The following is a 24,653-nucleotide window of genomic DNA, read 5'->3' as shown; positions in this document are numbered from 1 at the left end:
GCGCGGGATACACCGCATATATAGGCATATATCGCCGGAAAATCAATGAAGACAGCGCTCAGTTCCCGGTGCGCCGGTCGCGGATCTCCTGTTGGCGCAGCGGCATCTTGTCGATCGAGCGGCCGATTTCGCGCACCGACCAGGGAAAGGGCTTGCGCAGGTACACCGAGCCGTCCTTGCCGATCAGCACCAGCATGAAGCCGCGCGGCCGCAGCTTTTCGCGCATCGGGGTGAGCACGGAGGCATCGGTATCGGTCAGCACCACCACATCGCGGTCGGCCAGGTCGTCCAGCCGGTCCTCGATCAGGTCCATCTGCTGGCGAAACCTCGGATCGTTGGGGCTGTCGGCAAAGACCACCACCGGCCGCTTGAGCCAGAGGTATTCCTCGAGCTCATGCACCCCGGCCGGCTGGATCACCGGCTCCGCCGCGACTTCCTGCTCGACCGCCGTTTCCGGCGCCTCGACGGCGACCTCTGGTGGCTCTTCGGCCGCCCCGGGCGCCTCTTCGGCCACCGGCTCGCCCTGGGCGACGGCCACTTCCTGTGCCGCGCCCGTGCTGGCGGCGGCGGCAAAGATCATCGTCAGAACGCGGTACATCTGGGCCATGGGTCCTCCTCGTACCCAGCATATAGGCAATTGCCACCCGATTACGACTGAGAATGGCGTGAGCCCGCGCCAATGCAACGGATTTCGCAGGCGCGCCCGCCGCCCTGCCGCAGAGGAAAGGACAACGTGATGAGCCAGACGAAGGACGACTGGAAGGCCCTGGCGGAAAAGGAATTGCGCGGCCGCCCGCTCGACGACCTGACCTGGAAAACGCTGGAAGGGATCGACGTCAGCCCGCTTTATACCGAAGCGGATACCGCCGATCTGCCGCACATGGGGTCGCTGCCGGGTTTTGCGCCTTTCACCCGCGGCCCCAAGGCGACGATGTACGCCGGCCGGCCCTGGACGATCCGGCAATACGCGGGTTTTTCCACCGCCGAGGAATCGAACGCCTTCTATCGCCGCAACCTGGCCGCCGGGCAACAGGGCGTCTCGGTCGCCTTCGATCTGGCCACCCACCGCGGCTATGACAGCGATCACCCGCGCGTGGTGGGCGATGTCGGCAAGGCGGGCGTGGCCATCGATTCGGTCGAGGACATGAAGATCCTCTTCGACGGCATCCCGCTGGATCAGGTCTCGGTGTCGATGACGATGAACGGCGCGGTGATCCCGATCCTGGCCAGCTTCATCGTCGCGGGCGAGGAACAGGGTCATGACAAGGCGCTGCTGTCGGGCACCATCCAGAACGACATCCTCAAGGAGTTCATGGTCCGCAACACCTATATCTATCCGCCCGAACCCTCGATGCGGATCATCTCGGACATCATCGAGTTCACCTCGACCGAGATGCCCAGGTTCAACTCGATCTCGATCTCCGGCTATCACATGCAGGAGGCCGGCGCGAACCTGGTGCAGGAGCTGGCCTATACGCTGGCCGACGGCCGCGAATACGTGCGCGCCGCCATCGAGGCCGGGATGGACGTCGACAAGTTTGCCGGGCGGCTGTCGTTCTTCTTTGCCATCGGCATGAACTTCTTCATGGAGGCCGCGAAACTGCGCGCCGCCCGCCTGCTCTGGCACCGGATCATGAGTGAATTCGGGGCCAAGAACGACCGCTCCAAGATGCTGCGCACCCACTGCCAGACCTCGGGCGTCAGCCTGCAAGAGCAAGACCCCTACAACAACGTCATCCGCACCGCCTATGAGGCGATGTCGGCGGTCTTGGGCGGCACCCAGTCGCTGCACACCAATGCGCTGGACGAGGCGATTGCCCTGCCCACGGATTTCTCGGCCCGGATCGCGCGCAATACCCAGCTGATCCTTCAGGAAGAGACCGGCGTGACCAATGTCGTCGATCCGCTGGCCGGCTCCTACTATGTCGAGAGCCTGACGGCGGAGCTGGCCGACAAGGCCTGGGCGCTGATCGAGGAGGTTGAGGAGATGGGTGGCATGACCAAGGCCGTGGCCTCGGGCATGCCCAAGCTGCGCATCGAAGAAACCGCCGCCACGCGGCAGGCGATGATCGACCGGGGCGACGAGGTGATCGTCGGCGTCAACAAATACCGCAAGGACCGCGAAGACCCGATCGACATTCTGGATGTCGACAATGTCAAGGTGCGCGACAGCCAGATCGCCCGGCTCGAACGCATCCGCGGCACGCGCGATCAGGCCGCCTGCGATGCCGCGCTGGCGGAACTCAGCCGCCGCGCCGGCGAGGGCGGCAACCTTCTGGAAGCGGCGGTCGAAGCCGCCCGGGCCCGGGCCAGCGTGGGAGAAATCAGCATGGCGATGGAAAAGGTATTCGGACGGCACCGCGCCGAGGTGAAAACCCTCGCCGGCGTCTATGGCGCGGCTTACGAGGGCGACGAAGGCTTTGCCGCGATCCAGAAATCGGTCGAGGATTTCGCCGCGGAAGAAGGCCGGCGGCCGCGCATGCTTGTGGTCAAGATGGGCCAGGACGGGCATGACCGGGGCGCCAAGGTGATCGCCACCGCCTTTGCCGACATCGGCTTCGACGTCGATGTCGGGCCGCTGTTCCAGACCCCGGAAGAAGCGGCACAGGACGCGGTCGACAATGATGTGCATGTGGTGGGCATCTCGTCCCAGGCGGCTGGCCACAAGACTCTGGCGCCGCAGCTGATCGAGGCGCTCAAGGCCAATGATGCCGGCGATATCATCGTGATCTGCGGCGGGGTGATCCCGCAGCAGGATTACGAATTCCTCAAATCCGCCGGGGTCAAGGCGATCTTCGGGCCGGGGACGAATATTCCCACGGCGGCCCAGGATATCCTGCGGCTGATCCGCGATGCCCGGGGCTGAGGCGCCGGGCGGCGGGGCGGGGCTTGGGGGCTCTGCCCCCCGGCCTGCGGCCGCCCCCCGAGGGTATTTTGAGCAAGAGGAAGCAGGGGGGGTGGCGAGGAGAGCCCCGTCGGGATTGAAGTGGCCTAGCGGCGTGCCTTGCGCCAGCCGGCGCGGCGGGCCTCGGCCTCGGAGCAGAACCAGCGCTCGCCATTCTCGGGGGAGATCCTGGTCTTGTCGTACCACGCCTGTCCCGGCAGGTGATAGATGCGCACGCCCTTCGACGAGATATTGCCCTTGATCCGGCAGCCGGCCTGGGCCGGCACCACCGGGTCCTCGCCCCGCCGATGGCGCTCGGGTCGCACCACCACCGAGGTCCAGAGCCCGCGTCCGGCCGCCAGGGCGCGGGCCTGGAGCGCCTCGTACCGGGGGGAATACTTGCTGTAGGCAAAGGCCAGCCCGGCCTCGACCAGCACCGCCCCGACATCCGCGTCGCGCAGGTAGCAGGTGGCCACCACGCGGCCGTAGCGGTCGCGGTCTTCGGGCGTGCAGGCGAGGCGTTCGCCGTTGAGCCAGAAGGCCACCTCCTGGGCCACCTCGGCACCGCAGGGCCAGTCGCCGCGGGTGGGATGGCGGCAGGTCTGGTCGCGTTCGACCGCGTCGATGCCGAACAGCCTGATGCGGGTGTCGCCGAGGTCGAGCGTGTCGCCATCGATCACCCGCGCGATGCCGGTGATCTCGGCCTGGGCGGCTTCCGAGGGCGGCGACGGCAAAAGCGCCGCCGCCAGGAGCGCAAAAGGTAAACAAAATCTTAACATGCGGCGAATGTGCGGCGGAAACCCGGGCCGCACAAGCCGGTTTGTCCAGAAAGGTCCGCCCCCTCAGTAGGGCATCGGGTTGGCGCGGTGCAGCGCGTCGATTTCGGCCAGCAGATCGTCAGACAGGGTGACATCGGCGGCGTCGAGCGCATGGTCGAGCTGTGCCAGCGTCGTCGCGCCAAAGATCGCGGCGGCCACGAAGGGCCGCTGCACCGTCCAGGCCAGCGCCATGTGCACCGGGTCGATGCCGTGTTTGCACGCCAGCGCCACATAGGCATCCGCCACCGCCAGCGCCCGGTCGCCCTGCCGTCCGCCCATGTCGGGGTTGAGCGTCATGCGCGAGGCCTCGGGCACCGCGCCCCCGCTGTATTTGCCGGTCAGATAACCGCAGGCCAAAGGCGAGAACGGCAAGAGCCCGACATCCTCGTTCCAACACATTTCGGCCACATCGGTATCGGCCAGCCGGCACATCAGCGAATATTCGTTCTGCAACGTGGCGACGCGCGGCCCGCCGAGCCGTTTTGCCGCTTCGATCCATTGCACCGTGCCCCAGGCGCTCTCGTTCGAGAGACCGAAGGCGCGGATCGTGCCGCGCTCGACCTCGCGCTGCAAGGCACCGAGGCACTCCTCGATGTCGGCGATCACCGCCGCGCGGTCCTGGCCGGTGGGATCGAAGTGCCAGTTCTCGCGGAACATGTAGGAGCCGCGGTTGGGCCAGTGGAACTGGTAGAGATCGATCACATCGGTCTTCAGCCGCTTGAGCGAGCCTTCGATCGACCGCGGGATGGTCTTTGCGGTGATCGGCCCGCCGTCGGGCGACTGGTCGGAGCCATTGCCCAGGTGCTTGGTGGCCAGCACCACCTCCTGCCGCCGGCCGCTGGCGGCGATCCAGTCGCCGAGGATCGCCTCGGTGCGGCCCACGGTTTCGGGCGACTTGGGATTGACCGGATACATCTCGGCGGTGTCGATGAAATTGACCCCGCGCGCCAGCGCCCGGTCGATCTGGGCATGGGCCACCTCGGGCGCGGTCTGGGTGCCAAAGGTCATCGTGCCAAGGCACAGCTGCGAAACCGAGAGCCCGGTGCGGCCCAGCGTGGTCATCTTCATCGATCATTTTCCCTGTTCAGTTGCGCCGGAACCTAACGCCCGCGCCGGAAAGTTAAACCCTGGATCGCGGCGGCGGCCGGGTTCGCGCCTTTCCTGGAAAAACTGCAAATCTGGCGCCGGCCACCCCGCCGCTCTTGAGAACATAGAGCGAACATTTACAATGGAGGCATGAGTCGTCCCCATGCCCTTCTGACCCGTGCGCCGCATCAGGCGCGCCCGGCCCTGTCGGTGATGGGCGAGCTGTCCTTTGCCCAGATGCGGGTGCATGAGCTCTGCGGCCGGGCGCGGCGCACCCTGGCGGCCTGGGTGGCGGGCGCGGTGCAGGCGGCCGCGCCCGGCCCGGTGATCTGGGTCGCGCCGGCCTGGGAAAAGGATGCGCTCTTTGCGCCGGGGCTGGCCGGGCTCTGTGCGTCCGAACGCTTTGTCTTTGTCCATCCCACGCGCCCCGAGGATGTGCTCTGGACGCTGGAAGAGGTGCTGCGGTCGGGCGCGGCACCGCTGGTGGTGGGCGATCTGCCGGGCCTGCCCGGGCTGACCCAGGTGCGGCGCCTGCATCTGGCGGCCGAGACCGGGGCCGCGGCCTCGGGCGGCCGGCCGCTGGGGCTCTTGCTGACGCCGGGCCAGACGGGCGGCGCCCCGGGGGTGGAGAGCCGCTGGCGGCTCGATCCGGCACATCGGCCGGAAGCGGCGGGCTGGCGGCTGACCCGGCTCCGGGCGCGCACCGCGCCCGTTCGTGACTGGCAGGTGCGGCAGGGCGCGGCCGGGCCGGAACTGGCCGGGGCCACCGGCTGATTGCCACGGCATTGCCGCAATTCCTCCGCAATCGGATGGTTAACCGGTCTCCCAAAGGGAGAGGGCAATGGAACAGCAGGCGCGCGCATTCGAGGAAGCCATCATCTGGTTGCACCCGGGTTCCGGAGTGCCCGCCGACAGCGTCGGCTGGGTCCGGGCCGAGGCCGCCCCCTCCTCCGACAGCCCGCCGCGCCTGGCCGCCGAGATCGATCTCGGCGCCCTGCCCGAGACGCTCTGGCGCGGCTATGGCCCCCGCCGCGGCTGGCTGCGTCTGTCCCTCGACGCCCTGGGCGAGCCGGTGGTGTTCTACAGCGCCGCGGCCCGCGGGCCGGTGCGCTCGCGCGTGCCGCTCTGGCGGCTGACGCCGACGCCGCGACAGGCCGCCCCGGTGGCCCCGACCGATCTCGGCTATGATCTCGGCCACCCCCGCTCTCAGCCGGTCGATCTGTCGACGGCGCTCGATCTGCTGGGACGGCTCTGCAATGAGCTGGCCGCGTCGGCGGCGGTGCTCGACAGGCTGGAGGCCGAAGCCCGGCCCGCCACGCCGGACCCGGCCGGATCAAACGGCATCTGGGGCCGCATGCTGCGCAGCCGGCCCGCGCCGCGCCCGGCACCGCGCGTCATCGCCAATCCCGGCATCCTTGTCACAGGCCGCAAGGACATTGCCGCCGCCCAGGCCGTGCTCGACCGGCTGTTCGAGACGCTGGACCGGTTGCACAGCGCCCTGCCGCCCGAGGCACCGGCTCTGATCGCCGCCGCCCTGGCCCATGTCGAGCTGCCGTTCTTCCTGGCCGAAGCCGCGCCCGATGTTCCGGCCACGGACGGCGCGCCTGCGCCGCTGCGCATCTATCAGCGCAATGTCCCCGCCAGCCGCTCGGCGCGGGGTCCCGAAGGCGCGCCAAGCAGCCCCTGGGCCGAGGACTGGCAGGCCGAGCTGGCCGCGCGCGCCTGCGCCCTGGTGCATGCCGCGCCCGAAACAATGGCCCCCGCCGCCCGCGCCTTCTGGGCGGCGCAGGTGCAATCCCGCGACGCGGCCGAACCGGTGAGCATGGGCGATGTCCGCAGCACCGGCGACGGTCCGGTCGCGGTGCTGCTGCGCCTGCCGTCCCTGCCGCATGCGGGATGGGATTGGGGCGCCGATGCGCTCGAGATCTGCCTGCCGCTCCGGGCGCTGGCCGAGGGCGATTTCAGGCCCGTCTTCGGACTCTGGACCGAAACCTAGCTGCAATAATACTCGTACAGCAGGCCGATCATCCGCTGGGTCCGTTCATCGGCCAGGGAATAATAGATCGTCTTGCCCTCGCGCCGGGTGACCACCAGCCCCTCGTCGCGCAGACGCGCCAGCATCTGGCTGACAGCCGCCTGCCGTATGCCCAACGTCTCTTCCAACGCGCCGACCGACATCTCGCCCTGCCCCAGATGGCACAGAATCATCAGCCGCCCTTCATGCGCCAGGGTCTTGAGATAGCCCGCGGCGGCCTTGGCGCTTTCGGCCATGTCGCGGGGGCTCGGGTCGGGGGATGTGTCGCTCACGAGGCACAACTCGTATCTGAAAGGTGAAATCGGTTCACGCCTACCATGGCGCCTTACCCAGCGGCAATCAGCTTTCCCGAACCGGTGCGCCGCCGGCAAAGACATTGCCCGAAACATAATCGCAGGGCGCTTCCCGCATCTCGAGATGCAGCCCGTCGCCCTCGTAGGGATGCGCCCGCGCCAGCGCCTCGTCGACCTCGATGCCGAGGCCGGGCGCGGTGGGCGGGGTGACGAAGCCCTCTTCGACCGTCAGCGCGCCGGAGATCAGCGCGTCATGGAACGGCGTCTCGATGGTCTCGATCATCAGCAGGTTGGGAATCGTCGCGGCCAGATGGATGTTGGCGGCCCATTCCACCGGCCCGGCATAGAGATGCGGCGCCACCTGGGCATTGAAATGCTCGGCCAGGGCGGCGATCTTCCGGGTCTCCCAGAGCCCGCCGGCGCGACCCAGCGCCGGTTGCAGGATGCTCGCCCCGCCGGATTGCAACAGGGTGCCGAACTCGGCCCGGGTGGTCAGCCGTTCACCGGTGGCCAACGGAATGCGCACCGCCTCGGCCACCTTGCGGAACTCGAGCAGGTTGTCCGGCGGGATCGGCTCTTCGTACCACAGCGGCTGGTATTCCTCGATCGCCTGCCCCAGTCGGATTGCGCCGCCGGTGTTGAACTGGCCGTGGGTGCCGAACAGCAGGTCGGCGCGGTCGCCCACCGCCTCGCGGATCGCCTCGCAAAAGCTCATCGACATCGAAATGTCGGAGAGCGCCGGCTGATGGCCGCCGCGCATGGTATAGGGGCCGGCCGGGTCGAACTTGACCGCCGTATAACCCCGCGCCACCAAGTCGAGCGCGCTTTCCGCCGCCATCTCGGGCGAGACCCAGAACTCCGGCAGCGCGTGGCGCTCGAGCGGGTAGAGGTAGGAATAGGCGCGCAACCGCTCGTTCATCATGCCGCCCATCAGCGCCCAGACCGGCCGGTCGCGCGATTTGCCGAGAATGTCCCAGCAGGCGATTTCCAGGCCCGAGAAAGCCCCCATGACGGTCAGGTCCGGGCGCTGGGTGAAGCCCGAGGAATAGGCGCGCCGGAACATCCGCTCGACATTCTCGGGGCTGTCGCCGGCCATGTGGCGCTCGAAGACGTCGCGGATCACCGCTTCCATCGCCCGGGGCCCGACCGAGGCGGCGTAACATTCGCCCCAGCCGGTGATGCCGCAGGCCGTGGTCAGCTTGACCAGAATCCAGTAGCGGCCGCCCCAGCCCGGCGCAGGGGGCGCAGTGACAATCACGTCGAGATCGGCGAGTTTCATGGCATGTTCTCAGTTGGGGGATTGGCGATGGAGGTTCGTGTCCTTGGCGCGCAAGATATCGCGCTGTTGCAGAATGTCACCCCGGGGCTTTTCGATCACCCGGTCCGGCCCGATCAGGCGCGCGCCTTCCTTGGCAGCCCGCTGCATGTGATGGCCGCGGCAATCGCGGGCGGCGATCTGGTGTCCTTTGCATCCGGCACCGTGCTCCTGCATCCCGACAAGCCGCCGGGGGTCTTCGTCAACGAGGTCGGCACCCGCGAGAGCCACCGGCGCCGGGGACTGGCCCGGGCGGTGACCGAGGCGCTCTTCGCCCATGTCCGCGCGATGGGTTGCAACGGCATCTGGCTCGGAACCGAGCCCGACAATGTCCCCGCGCTGGCGCTCTACCGCGCGCTCGGCGGCGCGGAACAGGTCATAGCGGGCTTCGGCTGGGATGGCGCCTTCGATCTCGATTAGTCCTCAGCTCTCGCGGTCGAAAAGGATGACATTGCGCCGCGCGGCGCCGGATTTGGTGTCGGCGATCGCCTCGTTGATCTGATCGAGCCGCCAGCGACCCGACACCAGCTCGTCAAGTTTGAGCCGCCCCTGCCGGTAGAGATCGGCCATCCAGGGAATATCGCGGCCGATCACCACGTCACCCATCTTCGAGCCCACCATGGACGAGCCCATATAGGCATTCACCGCCGGTTCATATTGCGCCATCGCTCCGGTGTGCGGCATGCCGACCATGATCATCCGCCCGCCCCAGCCGAGATAGCGCTGCGCCTCGTCATAGGCCCGGGTCGCGCCGACGGTCACCGCCACCACATCCGCCCCGCGCCCGCCCAGCGCCGCCATCGCGTCTTTCCATGGTGCTTCGCCGGTCGCCAGAACGCCATGGGTGGCGCCGAAGTCGCGCGCCATTGCGAGCTTTTGCTCGCTCATGTCGACGGCGACGATGCGGCGCGCGCCGGCGATGCGCGCGCCCTGGATGGCATTGAGCCCGACACCGCCGGCACCGATCACCACCACATCCTCGCCGGCGTGCAGCCGGCCGGCATTGACCACCGCGCCGACGCCGGTGATGACGCCGCAGGCCAGCAGCGCCGCGCTGTCGGCCGGCAGGTCATCGGGCAGCGCCACCACCTGACTGGCGCTGACAACCACACGTTCCGCAAAGGCACCGCAGTTCATCGCCGCACCAATGCTGGTGCCTTCGGCGTCGGTCAGCTTGGGCGGCTCGATCGTCGGGGTTTCGCAGATCGTGGGCTTGCCGGAACCACAGCTGGGACAGGTGCCGCAGGGCTTGATCAGGGTGACGACGACGAAATCGCCTTCGGCCAACCCGGTCACTCCGGCCCCGAGGCGACTCACCCGCCCGGCTGCCTCGTGGCCATAGACCGCCGGCAGCGCCCCGCCCCAGCCACCTTCGGCAAAGGAAATGTCGGAATGACAGATCGCCACGGCGTCGAGCGTGACCTCGATCTCGCCGGCCTCGGGGTCGCGCAGCGTCACCTCTTCGATCGCCAGGGGCGCGCCAAAGGCCCTGAGCACGGCGGCTTTGATTTGCGGCATGTCCCACCTCCTCGTTGAAGGCTTCACCCAATCAAACCGGGCGGGATGTGAAAAGCCGGAAAAACGCCTGTGCCGGGCCGTGACGTCAGGTCATGTTTCGGCCAGCCGGTCGATCAGTGCGGCCAGCGCTGCGGGGGCTGCAAGAAATGGCGAATGGCCGGCGTCGAAAACATGCACATCCTCGCGCGGCCAGTCGGCGGTCATCTGCGCCTGGAACTCCGGCGGGATGGTCTGATCGTCGCGGCAGAGGATGTAGCTGCGTGGCAACGATTGCGAGGCGTCGCTCACGCGCACCACGGCGGACTGTGGCGCGATGGGCTGCGGCCCGAGGCGCGCAAGGGCGAAACGCCGCTGTTCCTCGCTGCAATCCTGATAGAACACCCGCGCGGCCACCTCTGGGCGAAGCGTGTAACTCAGCCCGTCGTCCCGCTTGACCAGCGCGCCGCTGAGCGGCTGGCGCGCCTGGGCCCGACGCAGATCGAGCATGGTGCGGCCCGGCGCCGGCACATAGGCACAGAGATAGACCAGCCGCGCAATCCGCTCGGGCCGCCGTTCGGCGGCGGCGGTGATCGCGAAACCGGCAGCGGAATGGCCCAGCAGCAGGGTGCGGGGGCCAAGCGCGTCGCAGATCGCCTCGGCATAGCTGTCGAGCGTGACCGCGGGGTACGGCGTGGTGTCCTGGCCCGCACCCGGCAGGTCGATGGCACGCGCGTTGTGGCCCAGACCCGTCAGCTCGGTGATCAGCCCCTCGTAGCACCAGGCACCATGACAGGAGCCATGGATCAGCAGGATGTCAGACATGGCCGATGTCTTTGAGGAAGCCCGAGAGCAGCGCCGCATAGGCCTCGGGCTGTTCCACCGGTGCCAGATGCGCGGCACGGCGCATCAGCTCGAAGCGGGCGCCGGGGATCAGGTCCACCGTCTCGCGCACCAGGTCCGGCGGGGTCGAGCCATCGTCGCTGCCGGCGATCCCGAGGCAGGGCAGACGCAGGCCGGAGGTCGGGGTGTAGAAATCGGTGCCGGAAATGGCGGCGCAGGCGCCGGCATAGCCTTCGGCCGGCTGGCGCGCCACCATGTTGCGGATCATCCGCGCCTCCGGGCCATCGCGGAAAGCGCGGGTGAACCAGCGCGGCATCAGCGCCTCGGTCAGCGCCTCCGGCCCGCTCGCCCTGACCGTATCGATCCGCTCTTGCCATTGCTCCGGCGTGCCGATCTTGGCGGCGGTATGCGACAGCACGATGCCGCGCAGCAGATCGAGCCGCTTGACCGCCAGGCCCTGCGCCACCATGCCACCCAACGACAGCCCGACAAAGACCGCATCACTTACCTCGAGTGCATCGAGCAGCGCCTCGGCATCGCGCACCAAGGTGCCCATGGCGTAGGGGCCCGCGGGACAGTCGGAAAGCCCGTGACCGCGGCTGTCATAGCGGATCAGCCGCAGCCCCCGGGGCAGATGCGGCAGCACCCCGTCCCAGATCCGCATGTCGCAGCCCAGAGAATTGCCGAAGACGACGGCCGGGGCGTCTTTCGGCCCCGTGTCGGCAATGTGCAGGCCGATGCCATTGGCCTCGATGAAATGGCGCATTTGGGTCTCCTTCGCGGGCGGCGGGATGGCCGCGCCTTCTCAGCCGTCGTTCAGCCGCATATGGGCGATGATCTGGCCATGGTCGGACGCGAGCTTGTTGTAGGGGGCTTCGGGGTGGCTGCCGTCGGTCAGATGATCGTTGAGCACGCTGAAATAGTCCATCTCTCCGATGCGCCCCGGGTGATCGGGGTGAAAATGCCGCGACAGGAAAATCTGATCGATCGACTCGAAATTGCCGCCAAAGGCCGCGGTATAGACCATGTCGCGCAGACTCTTGCGGACAAACAGCTTTTCCGCCGAATGCAGGCGGACACGTTCGACATCCTCGGTGATCCGTCGGGCTTCCTCGGCGCTGTAACGGTCGGAATGGTGGCGGGCATCGTGGCGCAACATCCAGGCATAATTGCGGAACGGCACCTCGCCGGTGACGATCTCGGAGCTGACCGCATGTTCGCCGTCGTTGAAATCGCCCAGCGCCATTACCGGGTGCCCGGCGTCAAGCTCGATGAGGATTTCGCGGCGCAGCACCCAGGCCTCGGCCATGCGGCGGGTGGCAGCGCGCAGACTGCCCATCACCCGGCCCAGCGGGTCATACCGGGTGAGGTCCTGTTCCGGCGCGAAACCGGCGCCCTCGGGGGTGACATATTCGCCCAGCTTCGACTTGAGGTGACAGTTGAAGACGGTGATCACCTGATCGCCGACCGGAATGCGCGCCTTGAGGATCGGGCGGGACAAGCGGTGCAGGGTGAAGGCGCCGCTTTCACCGCCCTCGAGCCCGCGCAGCGGGTGAAAGGGGATGGTGAGCGGGGTGTCGAGATCCTGGATCACCTCCGGCTCTTCGGCAAAACCCGTGCGCGACAGGATCGCCACGCCGGGCCGGCGCTGGCCGGCAATGCCCGCGTCGGCGGCATTGGGCGCGAAGGCCAGCGACGCATCCTCATAGGCGCGATAGGCCAGCTTCCGAAAGATCGCCTTCTTGTGGTAGCGCCGCGAGGCATCGGGGATGGCGGCGGCGTTCAGCGCCGCGCCGCGGGCATCGGCCTCTTCGATCACCTCGGTCAGCGCCTCTTCCTCGAAGATCTCCTGGAAGCCCACGATATCGGCATCCATGGTCAGCAGCTGATCGGCCAGCCAGTCCTTCTTCCAGGCGAATTCCTCGGGGGTGTAACTTTGAAAGCGATAGTATTCCCGGTCCGGCCCGATCAGGTTCTTGACGTTGAACGAGGCAATCGTGAAGTCTCTCATCGCGCGCTCCCATGGCTCCAGGCCGAGGGAAGCACCCGCCGCCGCGGCGCGCAAGCCCCGTTTGCGGCCGTAGGCCCGGCTTCAGCCCGGCCCCCGCTCCAGCGCCCGCGCAAAGACCTGCGGATCGACATTGCCGCCCGAGATGGTGCAGATCACCGTGTCGCCCGCGAGCTCCGTGCCATGAAAGAGCGCCGCCGCCAGCGCCACCGCGCCGCCGGGTTCGGCCACCAGCTTGAGATGGGCAAAGGTCAGCGCCATGGCCCGCAGTGCGTCATCCTCGCTCACCACCAGGCCGGGGCCGCAGAGCCGATTCATGATCGGAAAGGTGAGCTGGCCGGGGCTTGGCGTCAGGATGGCATCGCAAAGCCCGCCGGCCTCGGACCGGTTGCGCTCGCGCGTGCCCGAGCGCAGCGACCGGGCGGTGTCGTCATAGCCCTCCGGCTCGACCGGGCGGGCGCGCAGGCCGGGGGCCTTCGCCTCGAGCGCAAGGGCGATGCCCGAAGTCAGCCCGCCGCCGCCGCAACAGACCAGCACCTCGGCCTCGGCAATGCCCAGTTCGGCCGCCTGTTCGGCGATCTCCAGCCCGCAGGTGCCCTGCCCGGCAATCACCTCGGGTTCGTCGAAGGGGCGGATCAGGATCAGCCCGCGCTCGGACGAAAGCCGCGCACCGAGTTCGTCGCGGTCTTCGCGACCGCGGTCGTAGAGCACCACCTCGGCGCCATAGGCCCGGGTGTTGGCGATCTTCATCTGCGGCGCGTCGGACGGCATGATGATCACCGCCGGCACGCCGAACCGCCGCGCGGCCAGCGCCACGCCCTGGGCATGATTGCCCGAAGAGAAGGCAATGACGCCGCGGGCGCGCAGCTCTTGCGGCAGTGCCGAAACCGCCGACATGCCGCCGCGAAACTTGAAGCTTCCGGTGAGTTGCAGACACTCCGGCTTGACCAGCACCCGGCGGCCGGCGATCTCGTCCAGCAGCGGCGCCGAGAGCAGCGGCGTGCGGCGGATCGCCCCGGAAATGCGGGCGTGGGCGGCGTTGATCCGGTCGATATTCATGCCATGTCCTTCAGCCAGGCGCCCAGCGCGGTCAGCGCCTCGGGCTCATCGAGAAACGGCACATGGCCGCGGTCGGGCACCACCGCGACATGCGCATCGGGCCGGCGGGCCTGCATCTCGGCCAGGGTCTCGGGTGACAGCAGATCGGAATTGGCGCCACGGATGAGTGCCAGCGGCTTGCTCTCCAGCGCATCGAACATCGGCCAGAGGTCGGGCACCGGCTGCGCCCCGGCGGCAATCACCGCGTCGCGCAGCTTCGGGTCATAGGTGATCCTGAGGCCATCGTCGGTCTGGTCATAGAACTTCTCGACCTCGGCGCGCCAGCGGCGCTCGGGCACATTGGCAAAGCCGGCCATCACCCCGGGCCGGGCGGCGGCGGCTTCGTCATAGGTTTTCCACACCGGCTGCCGGCCGAGATAGCCCATGATCACCTCGAGCCCCGCGGGCGCGATCGCCGGCCCGATGTCATTCAGCGCCACTCCGATGAGCGCATCCGGCGCGCCCATCGCCAGCGCCATTGCCACCAGACCGCCGCGCGAGGTGCCCAGCACCGCCACGCGCGCCAGCCCGAGATGCGCCAGCAGCTCCAGCACATCCAGCGCCTCGCGCGGGATCGTGTAGCTCAGCGCATCTTCGGCAAAATCGGACTTGCCGCGGCCGCGATAATCCAGCCGGATGACCCGACAGCCGGTCAGATGCGGCATGACATATTCAAAGTCGCGGCTGTCGCGGGTCAGCCCCGAAAGGCAGAGCAGCGGCAGGCCCTCGCCCCGGTCGTCGTAATAGAGCGACAGCCCGTCGGAGGTGGTGAAAGTCGCCATTTCAGGCGCCTGCGAGATCGGGGATGCGGGTCAGATCGCTCAGCACCTCGCCGGGGCGGGCCGGCAGCCGGTCCACCGGCTCGCTCGCACGGTTGACCCAGACGGTGCGGAAGCCATAGCCCGAGGCCCCGGCCGCGTCCCAGCCGTTCGACGAGACAAACAGCACCTGCTCCGGCGTGCAGCCGAACCGCTGGCCGACGAGATCATAGACCTGGCGGGCCGGCTTGAAGATGCCGACGCTCTCGACCGAGAGCACATCGTCGAGCAGCGCCTCCAGCCCGGCGCTGCCCACCGCGCCGTTCAGCATGTCGGGCGATCCGTTCGACAGGATCGCGGTGTTCAGCCCGGCGGATTTCAGCGCCGCCAGCATCTCGGGCACCTCGGGATAGGCCTGAAGCTCCCAGTACAGCGCCAGAAGCCGCTCACGCAGCTCGGGATTGCCGTCAAGCTCCTGCCGTTCCAGCGCCCAGTCGAGCCCGTCGCGGGTGACCTGCCAGAAATCGCAATGCTCGCCGGTGATCGCGCGCAGCCAGGTGTATTGCAGCTGTTTCGCCCGCCAGTCGGCGGCCAGCGCCGGCCATTTCGCGGCCCAATCGTCCTGTCCGGGCTCTTCGGCGGCAAGCCGCGCGGCGGCGGCCACGTCGAACAAGGTGCCATAGGCGTCGAAGATGCAGGTTGTGATGGTCATGGTGGCGCCTTCCGTCGTGCGTGAATGCGGCCATCATGCCGATAGGGCCGGCAATTGCCAGCCCTGCGGCGCCGGTTTCAGGCCGGCAGGCTGAAATGCTCGGCGGACCACGAAAATCGTATCCCCCTGCACCGTCAACTTCGACGATGCGCCCGAGGTTTGGACTGGGCCGCCGCAGCTCGCTCAAACCGGGGGCCAGCCGTCTGTTTGCCAATCCGGGCGCAAAACGCTAGGGTGTCGCGTCATAAACCCGGAGCACCCGTCAGAGCGGCGGCCTCCCCTTCTCATTTCCCCATATCTCGGAGCTTTCATGACCCAGGTCAAATCGGGCGACACCGTTGCCATTCACTATACCGGAACCCTTGCCGACGGTGCCACCTTCGACAGCTCGCAAGGACGCGATCCGCTGGAATTCACCGTCGGCTCCGGCCAGATCATTCCGGGTCTCGACAAGGCCATCCCGGGCATGGAAGTGGGCGACAAGAAGGTTGTCGACGTGCCCGCCGACGAAGCCTATGGCCAGGCCGATCCCAACGCCCGCCAGGCGGTGCCGCGCGCCGATATTCCGGCCGACATCCCGCTCGACATCGGCACCCAGTTGCAAGTGCAGACGCCCACCGGCCAGGCAATGCCCGTGACCGTGATCGAGGTGACCGACGAACAGGTGACACTGGACGCCAATCACCCGCTGGCCGGCAAGGATCTGACGTTCGCCATCGAGTTGGTCGAGATCAAGGCCGCCTGAGCGCGCCCGCATATGCGACGGAAAAGGCCCGCCGGTGCGCACCGGCGGGCCTTTTTCCTGCGCCGCGTTGATCGCGCGGCCGATCTTGACGATCGTTTGCCGGGCACCCGCGACAGCTGCCGTCAGTCGCGGGTGCCGGCGAATTTCTCCTGCCACGCCGCGCGCTCGTCGTCGGTGATCTTGCGGAAGGTCACATCCGGCACGCTGAAGCCGTGGCCGGGCGCAAGCCCCTCGAGCGCGGCTTTGACGTCTTCGGGCCAGGCAGTGTCGTCGCTCTGCATCGCCCGCATCAGCTGGTCGCAGGCATCGGGAATGAACGGGCTCGAAATCACCGCGTAAAACCGGATCAGATTCAGCGCCAGCCGAATCTGCGCCGCCGCCGCCTCCGGGTCCTGCTTGAAGGTCGACCAGGGCGCCGCATCCTGAAGGTATTCGTTCCCCGCAACCCAGATAGCGCGCAGCTCCTGCGCCGCCTTGCGCACCTCGATGGCCTCCATATGCGCCTCATAGGCGCGCAGGCGGCGGGTCAGATCGCCGATCAGCGCGTCTTCGCGCGGCCCCCAGACGCCCCCCTCCGGCACCGCTTCGCCGAACTTCGAGCGGCAGAATTTCGTCACCCGGCTGACGAAGTTGCCCAGCACATCGGCGAGGTCCTTGTTGACCGAGGCCTGAAAGTTCTCCCAGGTGAACTCGGCATCGGAGCTTTCCGGCGCATGGCTCAGCAACCACCAGCGCCAGTAGTCCGAGGGCAGGATTGCCAGCGCCTGATCCATGAAGACCCCCCGGCCCTGCGAGGTCGAGAACTGGCCGCCGTCGTAATTGAGGTAGTTGAACGACTTGATGTAATCGACCAGCTTCCAGTCCTCGCCCGAGCCCAGGATCGTTGCCGGAAAGCTCAGGGTGTGGAACGGCACATTATCCTTGCCCATGAACTGGGTATAGCGCACATCCGCGGCGCCCTTGTCGGTGCGCCACCAGCGCTCCCAGTCGGCCTCGGATTTGCCGTTGGCCTCGGCCCATTCGCCGGCGCAGGCGATATATTCGATCGGCGCGTCGAACCAGACGTAAAAGACCTTGCCTTCCATGCCGGGCCAGTCGGCATCGCCTTTTTTCACCGGAATGCCCCAATCCAGATCGCGGGTGATACCGCGATCCTGCAAACCGTCGCCGTCGTTCAGCCATTTCCTGGCGATCGAGGTGGTCAGGATCGGCCAATCCGCCTTGCTGTCGATCCAGTCGTTCAGCTGGTCGCGCATGTCGGATTGGCACAGGTAGAGGTGCTTGGTCTCGCGCACCTCGAGATCGGTGGAGCCGGAAATCGCGCTGCGCGGCTCGACAAGATCGGTCGGGTCGAGCTGCTTGGTGCAATTCTCGCATTGGTCGCCCCGGGCACGGTCGTAGCCGCAGTTCGGACAGGTGCCCTCGATGTAGCGGTCGGGCAGGAACCGGCCGTCGGCATTCGAATAGACCTGTTTCTCGCTGACCTCGCGGATCAGCCCGGCCTCGGCCAGCCGGCCGGCGAAATGCTGGGTCAGCCGATGGTTCTGCGGGCTCGAGGAGCGGCCGAAGTGATCGAAGCTGAGGCGGAAACCGCGGGCGATCTCGGCCTGCACGCCATGCATCTCGGCGCAATAGTCCGCTACCGGCTGGCCCGCCTTGGCCGCGGCGAGTTCGGCCGGGGTGCCGTGTTCGTCGGTGGCGCAGAGAAACATCACCTCCTGCCCGCGGGCACGCTGGTAGCGGGCAAAGAGATCGGCCGGCAGCTGGGAGCCGATGAGATTGCCCAGATGCTTGATCCCGTTGATATAGGGAATGGCAGATGTGATGAGGTGGCGTGTCATGAGCGTCCCCGAAAAACCGTTTCGCTCCCTTTAACGCAGGCCGGCACAAGGGGCCAGAGCCAGCACCACCGCGCTCTGGCGGTCTTCTGGCCGGAAATATCCTGGGGGGCGGCCGCAGGCCGGGGGGCGAAGCCCCCGACACCCTCCGTCAAGCCCGGCCGCGAAACCGGCCGAGGCGGTCGCCGCCGGCCCGCAGGCCTCAGTCGGCCTCTTCCATGTCGAAACCCAGATGCTTGGCCACCGCGAAGATGTCCTTGTCGCCGCGGCCGCACATGTTCATGACGATCAGGTGGTCCCGGGGCAGCTCCGGCGCGATCTTCATCACATGCGCCAGCGCATGGCTGGGCTCGAGCGCCGGGATGATGCCTTCGGCGGCGCAGCAGAGCTGGAAAGCCGCCAGCGCCTCCTTGTCGGTGATCGCCACATATTCGGCGCGCTTGGTGTCATGCAGCCAGGAATGCTCCGGCCCGATGCCGGGATAGTCGAGCCCGGCGGAAATGGAATAGCCCTCGAGGATCTGCCCGTCGTCATCCTGCAACAGATAGGTGCGGTTGCCATGCAGCACGCCGGGCCGGCCGCCGGTGAGCGAGGCGCAATGCTCCATCTTCTCGGTCACCCCCTTGCCGCCGGCCTCGACGCCAATGATGCGCACATCCTTGTCGTCGAGGAAGGGATAGAACAGTCCCATGGCGTTCGACCCGCCGCCGATGGCGGCGATGATCGTGTCGGGCAGACGGCCCTCGGCCTCGAGGATCTGCTCCTTGGCTTCCTTGCCGATGATCGCCTGGAAATCACGCACCATCGCCGGGTACGGGTGCGGCCCGGCGACGGTGCCGATGCAGTAGAAGGTGTCGCGCACATTGGTGACCCAGTCGCGCAGTGCGTCGTTCATTGCATCCTTCAGCGTGCCGCGGCCGGAGGTCACCGGCACCACCTCGGCGCCCAGGAGCCGCATGCGGAAGACGTTGGGCTTCTGCCGCTCGACGTCATGCGCACCCATGTAGACCACGCATTTCAGCCCGAACTTGGCACAGACCGTCGCCGTTGCCACCCCATGCTGGCCGGCGCCGGTCTCGGCGATGATCCGGGTCTTGCCCATGCGCCGCGCCAGCAGGATCTGACCCAGCACGTTGTTGATCTTGTGCGCGCCGGTGTGGTTCAGCTCGTCCCGCTTGAGATAGACCTTGGCACCGCCCAGGCGCTCGGTCAGACCCTCGGCGAAATAGAGCGGGCTCGGCCGGCCGACGTAGTGTTTCCACAGGTGGTCCATCTCGTCCCAGAAACTCTGGTCGGTCTTGGCCTTTTCGTATTCCTCTTCCAGCGACAGGATCAGCGGCATCAGCGTTTCCGAGACGAAGCGGCCGCCGTAATTGCCGAAGCGGCCCTTTTCGTCGGGGCCGGTCATGAAGGAATTGAAAAGATCGTTGGACATGCTGCACCCCGTGTCGGTTTCGCCGCCCTGAATATAGCCGCGACGCCCGGAAGGAAAGCCTTTGTGCGGCGCCCTTTGCCCACATGCCCCGCCCGTCCCGGGCCCGCCCCGGGACCTCCTGCCGCACGCCGGGGGCCCCGGATCAGGTCCCGCGCGCGGGGCGCCGGAAACCCAAACGGCGCGCCCGGAGGCGCGCCGTTTCAAACTCTCGGGCCGGTGCGGCTCAGAGGCTCGGCTGTTGCGAGGACAGGCCGATCTCGCCGCCCATGGCGACCATGTCCGCCACCAGCTTGACCGCGTCGTCGACGGCGTTGCTGTCGGGCTCTTTCGCCTCTTTGGCCGATTTGTGCACGGAGGCGGCTTCGGCGATCATCTCGTCGAGCAGCTCCTGCGTCATGTCGGCACGCGGGATCGCGCGTTCGGCCAGCACGGTCACGCCGTCGGCCTTGATCTGGGCGAAGCCGCCGGTGACGACATATTCCGCCGTCTCGGCCCCCTCGATCCGCAGAACGCCGGGGCGCAGCGTGGTGATGGTCGGCGCGTGATCGGCCATTGCCGTCATGTCACCGTCGGCACCGGGGATCTGGACCGCGGTCACCTTTTGCGAAGCGAGGCTCCGCTCGGGGCTGACCAGGTCGAATTGCATTTCGTCTGCCATGTTCTTCTCCTTTGGAGAGGTCGCCCCTTTGCGGGCCCCTGCGGGCCCTCATCGGGGCGACCGGCCGTTTCCTCAGGCCGCGTCGGCAGCCATCTTCTCGGCTTTGGCTTTCACCTCTTCGATGCCGCCAACCATGTAGAAGGCGCCTTCGGGCAGGTGATCGTATTCGCCGGCGACAACCGCCTTGAAGGACGAGATCGTTTCCTCGAGCGGCACCTGCACACCGTCGGAGCCGGTGAAGACCTTCGCCACGTCGAACGGCTGCGACAGGAACCGCTGGATCTTCCGGGCGCGGGCCACGGTCAGCTTGTCCTCTTCCGACAGTTCGTCCATGCCGAGGATGGCGATGATGTCCTGAAGCGACTTGTAGCGCTGGAGGATGTTCTGCACATCCGAGGCCACCTTGTAGTGCTCTTCACCCACGATCGCCGGGTCCATCAGGCGCGACGAGCTGTCCAGCGGATCCACCGCCGGGTAGATGCCCAGCTCGGAAATGGCGCGCGACAGAACGGTCGTGGCGTCGAGGTGGGCAAAGGTGGTTGCCGGTGCCGGGTCGGTCAGGTCGTCCGCGGGAACGTAGACGGCCTGGATCGATGTGATCGAGCCCTGCTTGGTCGAGGTGATGCGTTCCTGCATCGCGCCCATGTCGGTGGCCAGCGTCGGCTGGTAGCCCACCGCCGAAGGAATACGGCCCAGAAGCGCCGACACCTCGGAGCCCGCCTGGGTGAAGCGGAAGATGTTGTCGACGAAGAACAGAACGTCGGTCCCGGACTGGTCGCGGAACTGCTCGGCCAGGGTCAGGCCGGTCAGCGCAACACGGGCACGCGCCCCCGGAGGCTCGTTCATCTGGCCGTAGACCAGTGCCACCTGGCTCTCTTCCAGATTGTCGGGCTTGATGACGTTGGATTCGATCATCTCGTGGTAGAGGTCGTTGCCCTCACGGGTCCGTTCACCAACACCGGCGAACACGGAGTAGCCCGAGTGCACCTTGGCGATGTTGTTGATCAGTTCCATGATGAGAACGGTCTTTCCCACGCCGGCGCCGCCGAAGAGGCCGATCTTGCCGCCTTTTGCGTAGGGGGCCAGCAGGTCGACGACCTTGATGCCGGTGACGAGGATTTCCGACTCGGTCGACTGCTCGGAGAACTCCGGCGCCGGCTGGTGGATGGCGCGGGTCTCGGAGGCCGAGACCGGGCCGCCTTCGTCCACGGGCTCGCCCACGACGTTGAGGATGCGGCCCAGGGTGGCGTTGCCCACCGGCACCGAGATCGGGCCGTCGGTGTCAACCACTTCCTGACCCCGGACCAGACCTTCGGTCGCGTCCATCGCGATGGTGCGGACGGTGTTTTCGCCCAGGTGCTGTGCCACTTCCAGAACCAGACGGTTGCCGTTGTTGTCGGTGGTCAGCGCGTTCAGAATCGCCGGCAGATGGTCGTCGAACTGCACGTCGACCACGGCGCCGATGACCTGAGTCACTTTGCCAGTTGCGTTTGCCATGTTTCGTCTCCGGTTCTTAGAGCGCTTCCGCGCCCGAGATAATTTCGATCAGTTCATTGGTGATGACGGCCTGACGCGAGCGGTTGTACTCGATGGTCAGCTTGTCGATCATGTCGCCGGCATTGCGCGTCGCGTTGTCCATGGCGGACATCCGCGCGCCCTGCTCCGACGCGGCGTTTTCCAGCAGACCGGCAAAGATCTGGGTGGCCACCCCGCGCGGCAGCAAATCGGCCAGGATGGCCTCTTCGCTGGGCTCGTAATCGTAGAGCGTGCTGGTGCCCGTCTCTTCACCGTCCTCGTCAGCCTCGAAGCTGGCGGGGATGATCTGTTGCGCCGTGGGAATCTGGGTCACCACGTTCTGGAACTTCGAATAGAACAGCGTCGCCACATCGAACTCGCCCGCATCGAAGCGGCCGAGAACGTCCTTGGCGATCTCCTGCGCGTTGACATAGCCGACGCGTTTGACCTCGCTCAGATCGACATGGCCGACCAGATGGTCGCCGAAGTCGCGTTTGAGCACGTCGCGGCCCTTCTTGCCGACGGTCAGGATCTTGACCGTCTTGCCCTTGTCGAGAAGCTCCCGGGCGCGGGTCTTGGCCAGCTTGGCGATATTGCCGTTGAAGCCACCGCAGAGGCCGCGCTCGGCGGTCATGACGACGAGCAGATGCACGTCGTCACTGCCGGTGCCCGACAGAAGCTTGGGCGCGCTGTCGCTGTCACCCACCGATTGGGCGAGCCCGGCCATCACGGCATTGAACCGTTCGGCATAGGGGCGCGCCATCTCGGCCGCTTCCTGTGCCCGCCGCAGTTTCGCGGCGGCCACCATCTGCATGGCCTTGGTGATCTTGCGGGTCGACTTGACCGACTCGATCCTGTTTTTCAAGTCCTTGAGATTTGGCATAGCCTTATCTCCTTATGCGAAGTCGGCGGCGAATTCGTCCAGTGCGGCGCGGATCTTGTCCTCGGCTTCACCTTTGATCTTCGGGTCTTCTTCGGTGATGTAATCCAGAAGATCGGCGTGCTTGGAACGCAGGTGTTGCAGCAGGCCCTTCTCGAAGCGGCCCACTTCGGACACCTTGATCTTGTCGAGGTAGCCTTTGGTGCCGGCGAAGATCACGCAGACGATTTCGGCGTTGGTCAGCGGCGAATACTGCGGCTGCTTCATCAGCTCGGTCAGACGCGCACCACGGTTCAGCAGCTGCTGGGTCGCGGCGTCGAGGTCGGAACCGAACTGCGCAAAGGCCGCCATTTCGCGGTACTGAGCGAGTTCCAGTTTCACCGGACCGGCGACCGATTTCATCGCGTTGGTCTGAGCCGAGGAGCCCACGCGCGAGACCGACAGACCGGTGTTCACGGCGGGGCGGATGCCCTGATAGAACAGCTCGGTCTCAAGGAAGATCTGGCCGTCGGTGATCGAGATCACGTTGGTCGGAATAAAGGCCGAAACGTCACCACCCTGGGTTTCGATGATCGGCAGCGCGGTCAGCGAGCCGGCGCCGTTGTCCTCGTTCAGCTTGGCCGAACGCTCGAGCAGGCGCGAGTGGAGGTAGAAAACGTCACCCGGATAGGCTTCACGGCCCGGCGGACGACGCAGCAGCAGCGACATCTGGCGGTAGGACACGGCTTGTTTGGAGAGGTCATCGTAGATGATCAGCGCGTGCTTGCCGTTGTCACGGAAGTACTCGGCCATTGCGGTTGCGGCATAGGGCGCCAGGAACTGCATCGGCGCAGGGTCGGAGGCGGTCGCGGCGACGACGATCGAATAGTCGATGGCGCCAGATTCCTCGAGACGCTTAACCAGCTGCGCCACGGTGGACCGCTTCTGGCCGATCGCGACATAGACGCAGTACAGCTTCTTGCTGTCGTCATCGCCGGCGGCGTCGTTGTACGATTTCTGGTTCAGAACCGCGTCGAGCGCGACGGCGGTCTTGCCGGTCTGACGGTCGCCAATGATCAGCTCGCGCTGGCCACGGCCGATCGGGATCATCGAGTCGACGGCCTTGAGGCCGGTCGCCATCGGTTCATGCACGGATTTACGCGGGATGATGCCCGGCGCCTTGACGTCGGCGATGCGACGCTCGGACGCCTTGATCGGGCCCTTGCCGTCCAGCGGATTGCCGAGGCCGTCGACCACGCGGCCGAGCAACTCGGGGCCTGCGGGGACGTCCACGATCGAATTGGTGCGCTTGACGGTGTCGCCTTCCTTGATGTCCCGGTCGGAACCGAAGATCACCACACCGACGTTGTCGGTCTCGAGGTTCAGCGCCATGCCCATGATGCCGCCGGGGAACTCGACCATTTCACCCGCCTGGATGCTGTCGAGGCCATAGACCCGCGCGATACCGTCACCGACAGAGAGCACGCGGCCCACTTCGGCGACTTCGGCTTCTTGCCCGAAGTTTTGGATCTGCTCCTTTAGGATCGCAGAAATCTCGGCTGCTTGGATACCCATTTATCCGACCTCTTTCATTGCATTCTGGAGGGAATTGAGCTTCGAGCGGATCGAGGTATCGATCATCTTCGAGCCCACCTTGACAACAAGACCGCCGATGAGGCTCTCATCGACGGTCGCATTTACTTTGACATCCTTGCCCACGGATTTCTTCAGCGATGCCGCCAGGGCATCGGCCTGCGCCGGGCTCAGGGCCGTGGCGCTGGTCACATCCGCGGTCACTTCGCCCTTGTGGGCGGCAATCTTGGCGCGCAGCCGGGCGACCAGGTGAGGCAGGACGAACAGGCGGCGCTTGGCCGCCATCAGGCCCATGGTATTGACGAGCACCGGGAGGAGCTTCATCTTCTGACCGATTGCGATGATGGCGTTCTGCTGATCGTCGCGGGAATACAGCGGGTTGCCGATCAGGTCGCGCAGTTCCTCGCTGCTGTCGAGTGCGGCAGCCAGATCGTCGAGGCTGGTTTCAAGTTCGGCGATAGTGCCGTTCTCGTTGGCAATCTCGAACACGGCCGACGCATAGCGATCGGCAATACCCGAGGAAATCGAAGCTGGTTCGGACACGTCCACCCTTCCGACTGTCTGGCCCCGGTTTGCCGCATTCCTGTGGCGTCCGGGGACGTTTCCCGGCCCTGACATCTCTCAAGGCGCTAAATCACGCCGGATGTAGCAGAGCCTTCTCAACCC

At 66.7% G+C, this 24,653-nt stretch carries 24 protein-coding genes; 5 read left to right on the top strand and 19 right to left on the bottom strand.

What is annotated here, in order from left to right:
- Positions 1-58: 58 nt before the first annotated feature.
- Entirely contained in the window at positions 59-607 is a 549-nt protein-coding gene (locus tag BMW90_RS00945) for a DUF4174 domain-containing protein (protein WP_083415904.1), read from the bottom strand.
- 129 nt (positions 608-736) lie between these two features.
- Between BMW90_RS00945 and scpA the strand changes: the two genes are divergently transcribed.
- Positions 737-2,866, top strand: a complete 2,130-nt coding sequence (gene scpA / locus BMW90_RS00940; RefSeq protein WP_074834355.1) for a methylmalonyl-CoA mutase — start codon at positions 737-739, stop codon at positions 2,864-2,866.
- A 125-nt stretch (positions 2,867-2,991) separates the two neighbouring features.
- On the opposite strand, the gene BMW90_RS00935 is transcribed toward scpA, so the two are convergent.
- Positions 2,992-3,618, bottom strand: coding sequence for a thermonuclease family protein (locus BMW90_RS00935; RefSeq protein ID WP_322788234.1), 627 nt, complete (start codon positions 3,616-3,618; stop codon positions 2,992-2,994).
- Positions 3,619-3,726: 108 nt separating this feature from the next.
- The gene (locus tag BMW90_RS00930) at positions 3,727-4,770 is read right to left on the bottom strand and encodes an aldo/keto reductase (RefSeq protein ID WP_074834354.1); all 1,044 of its coding nucleotides are present in this window, start codon (positions 4,768-4,770) and stop codon (positions 3,727-3,729) included.
- Between the two features lie 168 nt (positions 4,771-4,938).
- Here BMW90_RS00930 and BMW90_RS00925 point away from each other — a divergent pair, with 168 nt between their 5' ends.
- Together BMW90_RS00925 and BMW90_RS00920 are read left to right on the top strand one after the other, a co-directional pair.
- A complete protein-coding gene (locus BMW90_RS00925; RefSeq protein WP_074834352.1) occupies positions 4,939-5,562 on the top strand; it encodes an ImuA family protein in 624 nt (207 codons plus the stop codon).
- A 67-nt stretch (positions 5,563-5,629) separates the two neighbouring features.
- Positions 5,630-6,784 (top strand): hypothetical protein, encoded by a 1,155-nt coding sequence (locus tag BMW90_RS00920; protein WP_074834351.1) that lies wholly within the window; start codon positions 5,630-5,632, stop codon positions 6,782-6,784.
- Here BMW90_RS00920 and BMW90_RS00915 read toward each other — a convergent pair.
- Complete coding sequence (locus BMW90_RS00915) at positions 6,781-7,059, bottom strand: ArsR/SmtB family transcription factor (protein ID WP_048529853.1); 279 nt, start codon at positions 7,057-7,059, stop codon at positions 6,781-6,783. The genes BMW90_RS00920 and BMW90_RS00915 overlap by 4 nt on opposite strands.
- 103 nt (positions 7,060-7,162) lie before the next feature.
- Positions 7,163-8,395, bottom strand: coding sequence for a mandelate racemase/muconate lactonizing enzyme family protein (locus tag BMW90_RS00910; protein WP_048529851.1), 1,233 nt, complete (start codon positions 8,393-8,395; stop codon positions 7,163-7,165).
- Between the two features lie 27 nt (positions 8,396-8,422).
- Between BMW90_RS00910 and BMW90_RS00905 the strand changes: the two genes are divergently transcribed.
- Positions 8,423-8,851, top strand: coding sequence for a GNAT family N-acetyltransferase (locus BMW90_RS00905; RefSeq protein ID WP_170850484.1), 429 nt, complete (start codon positions 8,423-8,425; stop codon positions 8,849-8,851).
- Positions 8,852-8,854: 3 nt separating this feature from the next.
- On the opposite strand, the gene BMW90_RS00900 is transcribed toward BMW90_RS00905, so the two are convergent.
- From BMW90_RS00900 to BMW90_RS00870, 7 genes are all read right to left on the bottom strand, one after another.
- Entirely contained in the window at positions 8,855-9,949 is a 1,095-nt protein-coding gene (locus tag BMW90_RS00900) for a zinc-binding dehydrogenase (protein WP_074834348.1), read from the bottom strand.
- 90 nt (positions 9,950-10,039) lie between these two features.
- Positions 10,040-10,750: an alpha/beta fold hydrolase gene (locus BMW90_RS00895; protein ID WP_074834346.1), complete on the bottom strand. Its 711-nt coding sequence runs from the start codon at positions 10,748-10,750 to the stop codon at positions 10,040-10,042.
- A complete protein-coding gene (pcaD, locus tag BMW90_RS00890) occupies positions 10,743-11,534 on the bottom strand; it encodes a 3-oxoadipate enol-lactonase (RefSeq protein ID WP_074834344.1) in 792 nt (263 codons plus the stop codon). The genes BMW90_RS00895 and pcaD overlap by 8 nt, the downstream gene beginning before the upstream one ends.
- 39 nt (positions 11,535-11,573) lie before the next feature.
- Positions 11,574-12,779 carry an endonuclease/exonuclease/phosphatase family protein gene (locus BMW90_RS00885; protein WP_074834342.1) on the bottom strand — a complete coding sequence of 402 codons (1,206 nt, stop codon included), beginning with the start codon at positions 12,777-12,779 and terminating at the stop codon, positions 11,574-11,576.
- 81 nt (positions 12,780-12,860) lie between these two features.
- A complete protein-coding gene (locus tag BMW90_RS00880; protein ID WP_074834340.1) occupies positions 12,861-13,835 on the bottom strand; it encodes a threonine ammonia-lyase in 975 nt (324 codons plus the stop codon).
- On the bottom strand, positions 13,832-14,656 hold the full coding sequence (locus tag BMW90_RS00875; RefSeq protein WP_074834339.1) for an alpha/beta fold hydrolase: 825 nt from the start codon (positions 14,654-14,656) through the stop codon (positions 13,832-13,834). The genes BMW90_RS00880 and BMW90_RS00875 overlap by 4 nt, the downstream gene beginning before the upstream one ends.
- A gap of 1 nt (position 14,657) precedes the next feature.
- Positions 14,658-15,344 (bottom strand): haloacid dehalogenase type II, encoded by a 687-nt coding sequence (locus BMW90_RS00870; RefSeq protein WP_074834337.1) that lies wholly within the window; start codon positions 15,342-15,344, stop codon positions 14,658-14,660.
- Between the two features lie 310 nt (positions 15,345-15,654).
- Here BMW90_RS00870 and BMW90_RS00865 point away from each other — a divergent pair, with 310 nt between their 5' ends.
- Complete coding sequence (locus BMW90_RS00865; protein ID WP_048529833.1) at positions 15,655-16,089, top strand: FKBP-type peptidyl-prolyl cis-trans isomerase; 435 nt, start codon at positions 15,655-15,657, stop codon at positions 16,087-16,089.
- Between the two features lie 122 nt (positions 16,090-16,211).
- On the opposite strand, the gene metG is transcribed toward BMW90_RS00865, so the two are convergent.
- The 7 genes from metG to BMW90_RS00830 all read right to left on the bottom strand — a co-directional run bounded on the left by metG (position 16,212) and on the right by BMW90_RS00830 (position 24,536).
- Entirely contained in the window at positions 16,212-17,930 is a 1,719-nt protein-coding gene (gene metG, locus BMW90_RS00860; RefSeq protein ID WP_074834336.1) for a methionine--tRNA ligase, read from the bottom strand.
- A 199-nt stretch (positions 17,931-18,129) separates the two neighbouring features.
- Positions 18,130-19,362 carry a tryptophan synthase subunit beta gene (gene trpB, locus BMW90_RS00855; RefSeq protein ID WP_048529830.1) on the bottom strand — a complete coding sequence of 411 codons (1,233 nt, stop codon included), beginning with the start codon at positions 19,360-19,362 and terminating at the stop codon, positions 18,130-18,132.
- 223 nt (positions 19,363-19,585) lie between these two features.
- A complete protein-coding gene (locus tag BMW90_RS00850) occupies positions 19,586-20,020 on the bottom strand; it encodes a F0F1 ATP synthase subunit epsilon (RefSeq protein WP_048529829.1) in 435 nt (144 codons plus the stop codon).
- Positions 20,021-20,092: 72 nt separating this feature from the next.
- Positions 20,093-21,517 (bottom strand): F0F1 ATP synthase subunit beta, encoded by a 1,425-nt coding sequence (gene atpD / locus BMW90_RS00845; protein WP_074834334.1) that lies wholly within the window; start codon positions 21,515-21,517, stop codon positions 20,093-20,095.
- A gap of 16 nt (positions 21,518-21,533) precedes the next feature.
- Positions 21,534-22,418, bottom strand: a complete 885-nt coding sequence (locus BMW90_RS00840) for a F0F1 ATP synthase subunit gamma (protein ID WP_048529824.1) — start codon at positions 22,416-22,418, stop codon at positions 21,534-21,536.
- Between the two features lie 12 nt (positions 22,419-22,430).
- On the bottom strand, positions 22,431-23,969 hold the full coding sequence (gene atpA / locus BMW90_RS00835; protein ID WP_048529822.1) for a F0F1 ATP synthase subunit alpha: 1,539 nt from the start codon (positions 23,967-23,969) through the stop codon (positions 22,431-22,433).
- On the bottom strand, positions 23,970-24,536 hold the full coding sequence (locus tag BMW90_RS00830) for a F0F1 ATP synthase subunit delta (protein ID WP_048529820.1): 567 nt from the start codon (positions 24,534-24,536) through the stop codon (positions 23,970-23,972). It lies immediately after the preceding gene.
- Between the last annotated feature and the right edge of the window lie 117 nt (positions 24,537-24,653).

Source organism: Marinovum algicola (assembly GCF_900109145.1).
Classification (GTDB): Bacteria; Pseudomonadota; Alphaproteobacteria; order Rhodobacterales; family Rhodobacteraceae; genus Marinovum; species Marinovum algicola.
The sequence above is the reverse complement of the archived record's forward strand: the minus strand, read 5'-3'. Positions and strand labels throughout refer to the sequence as shown.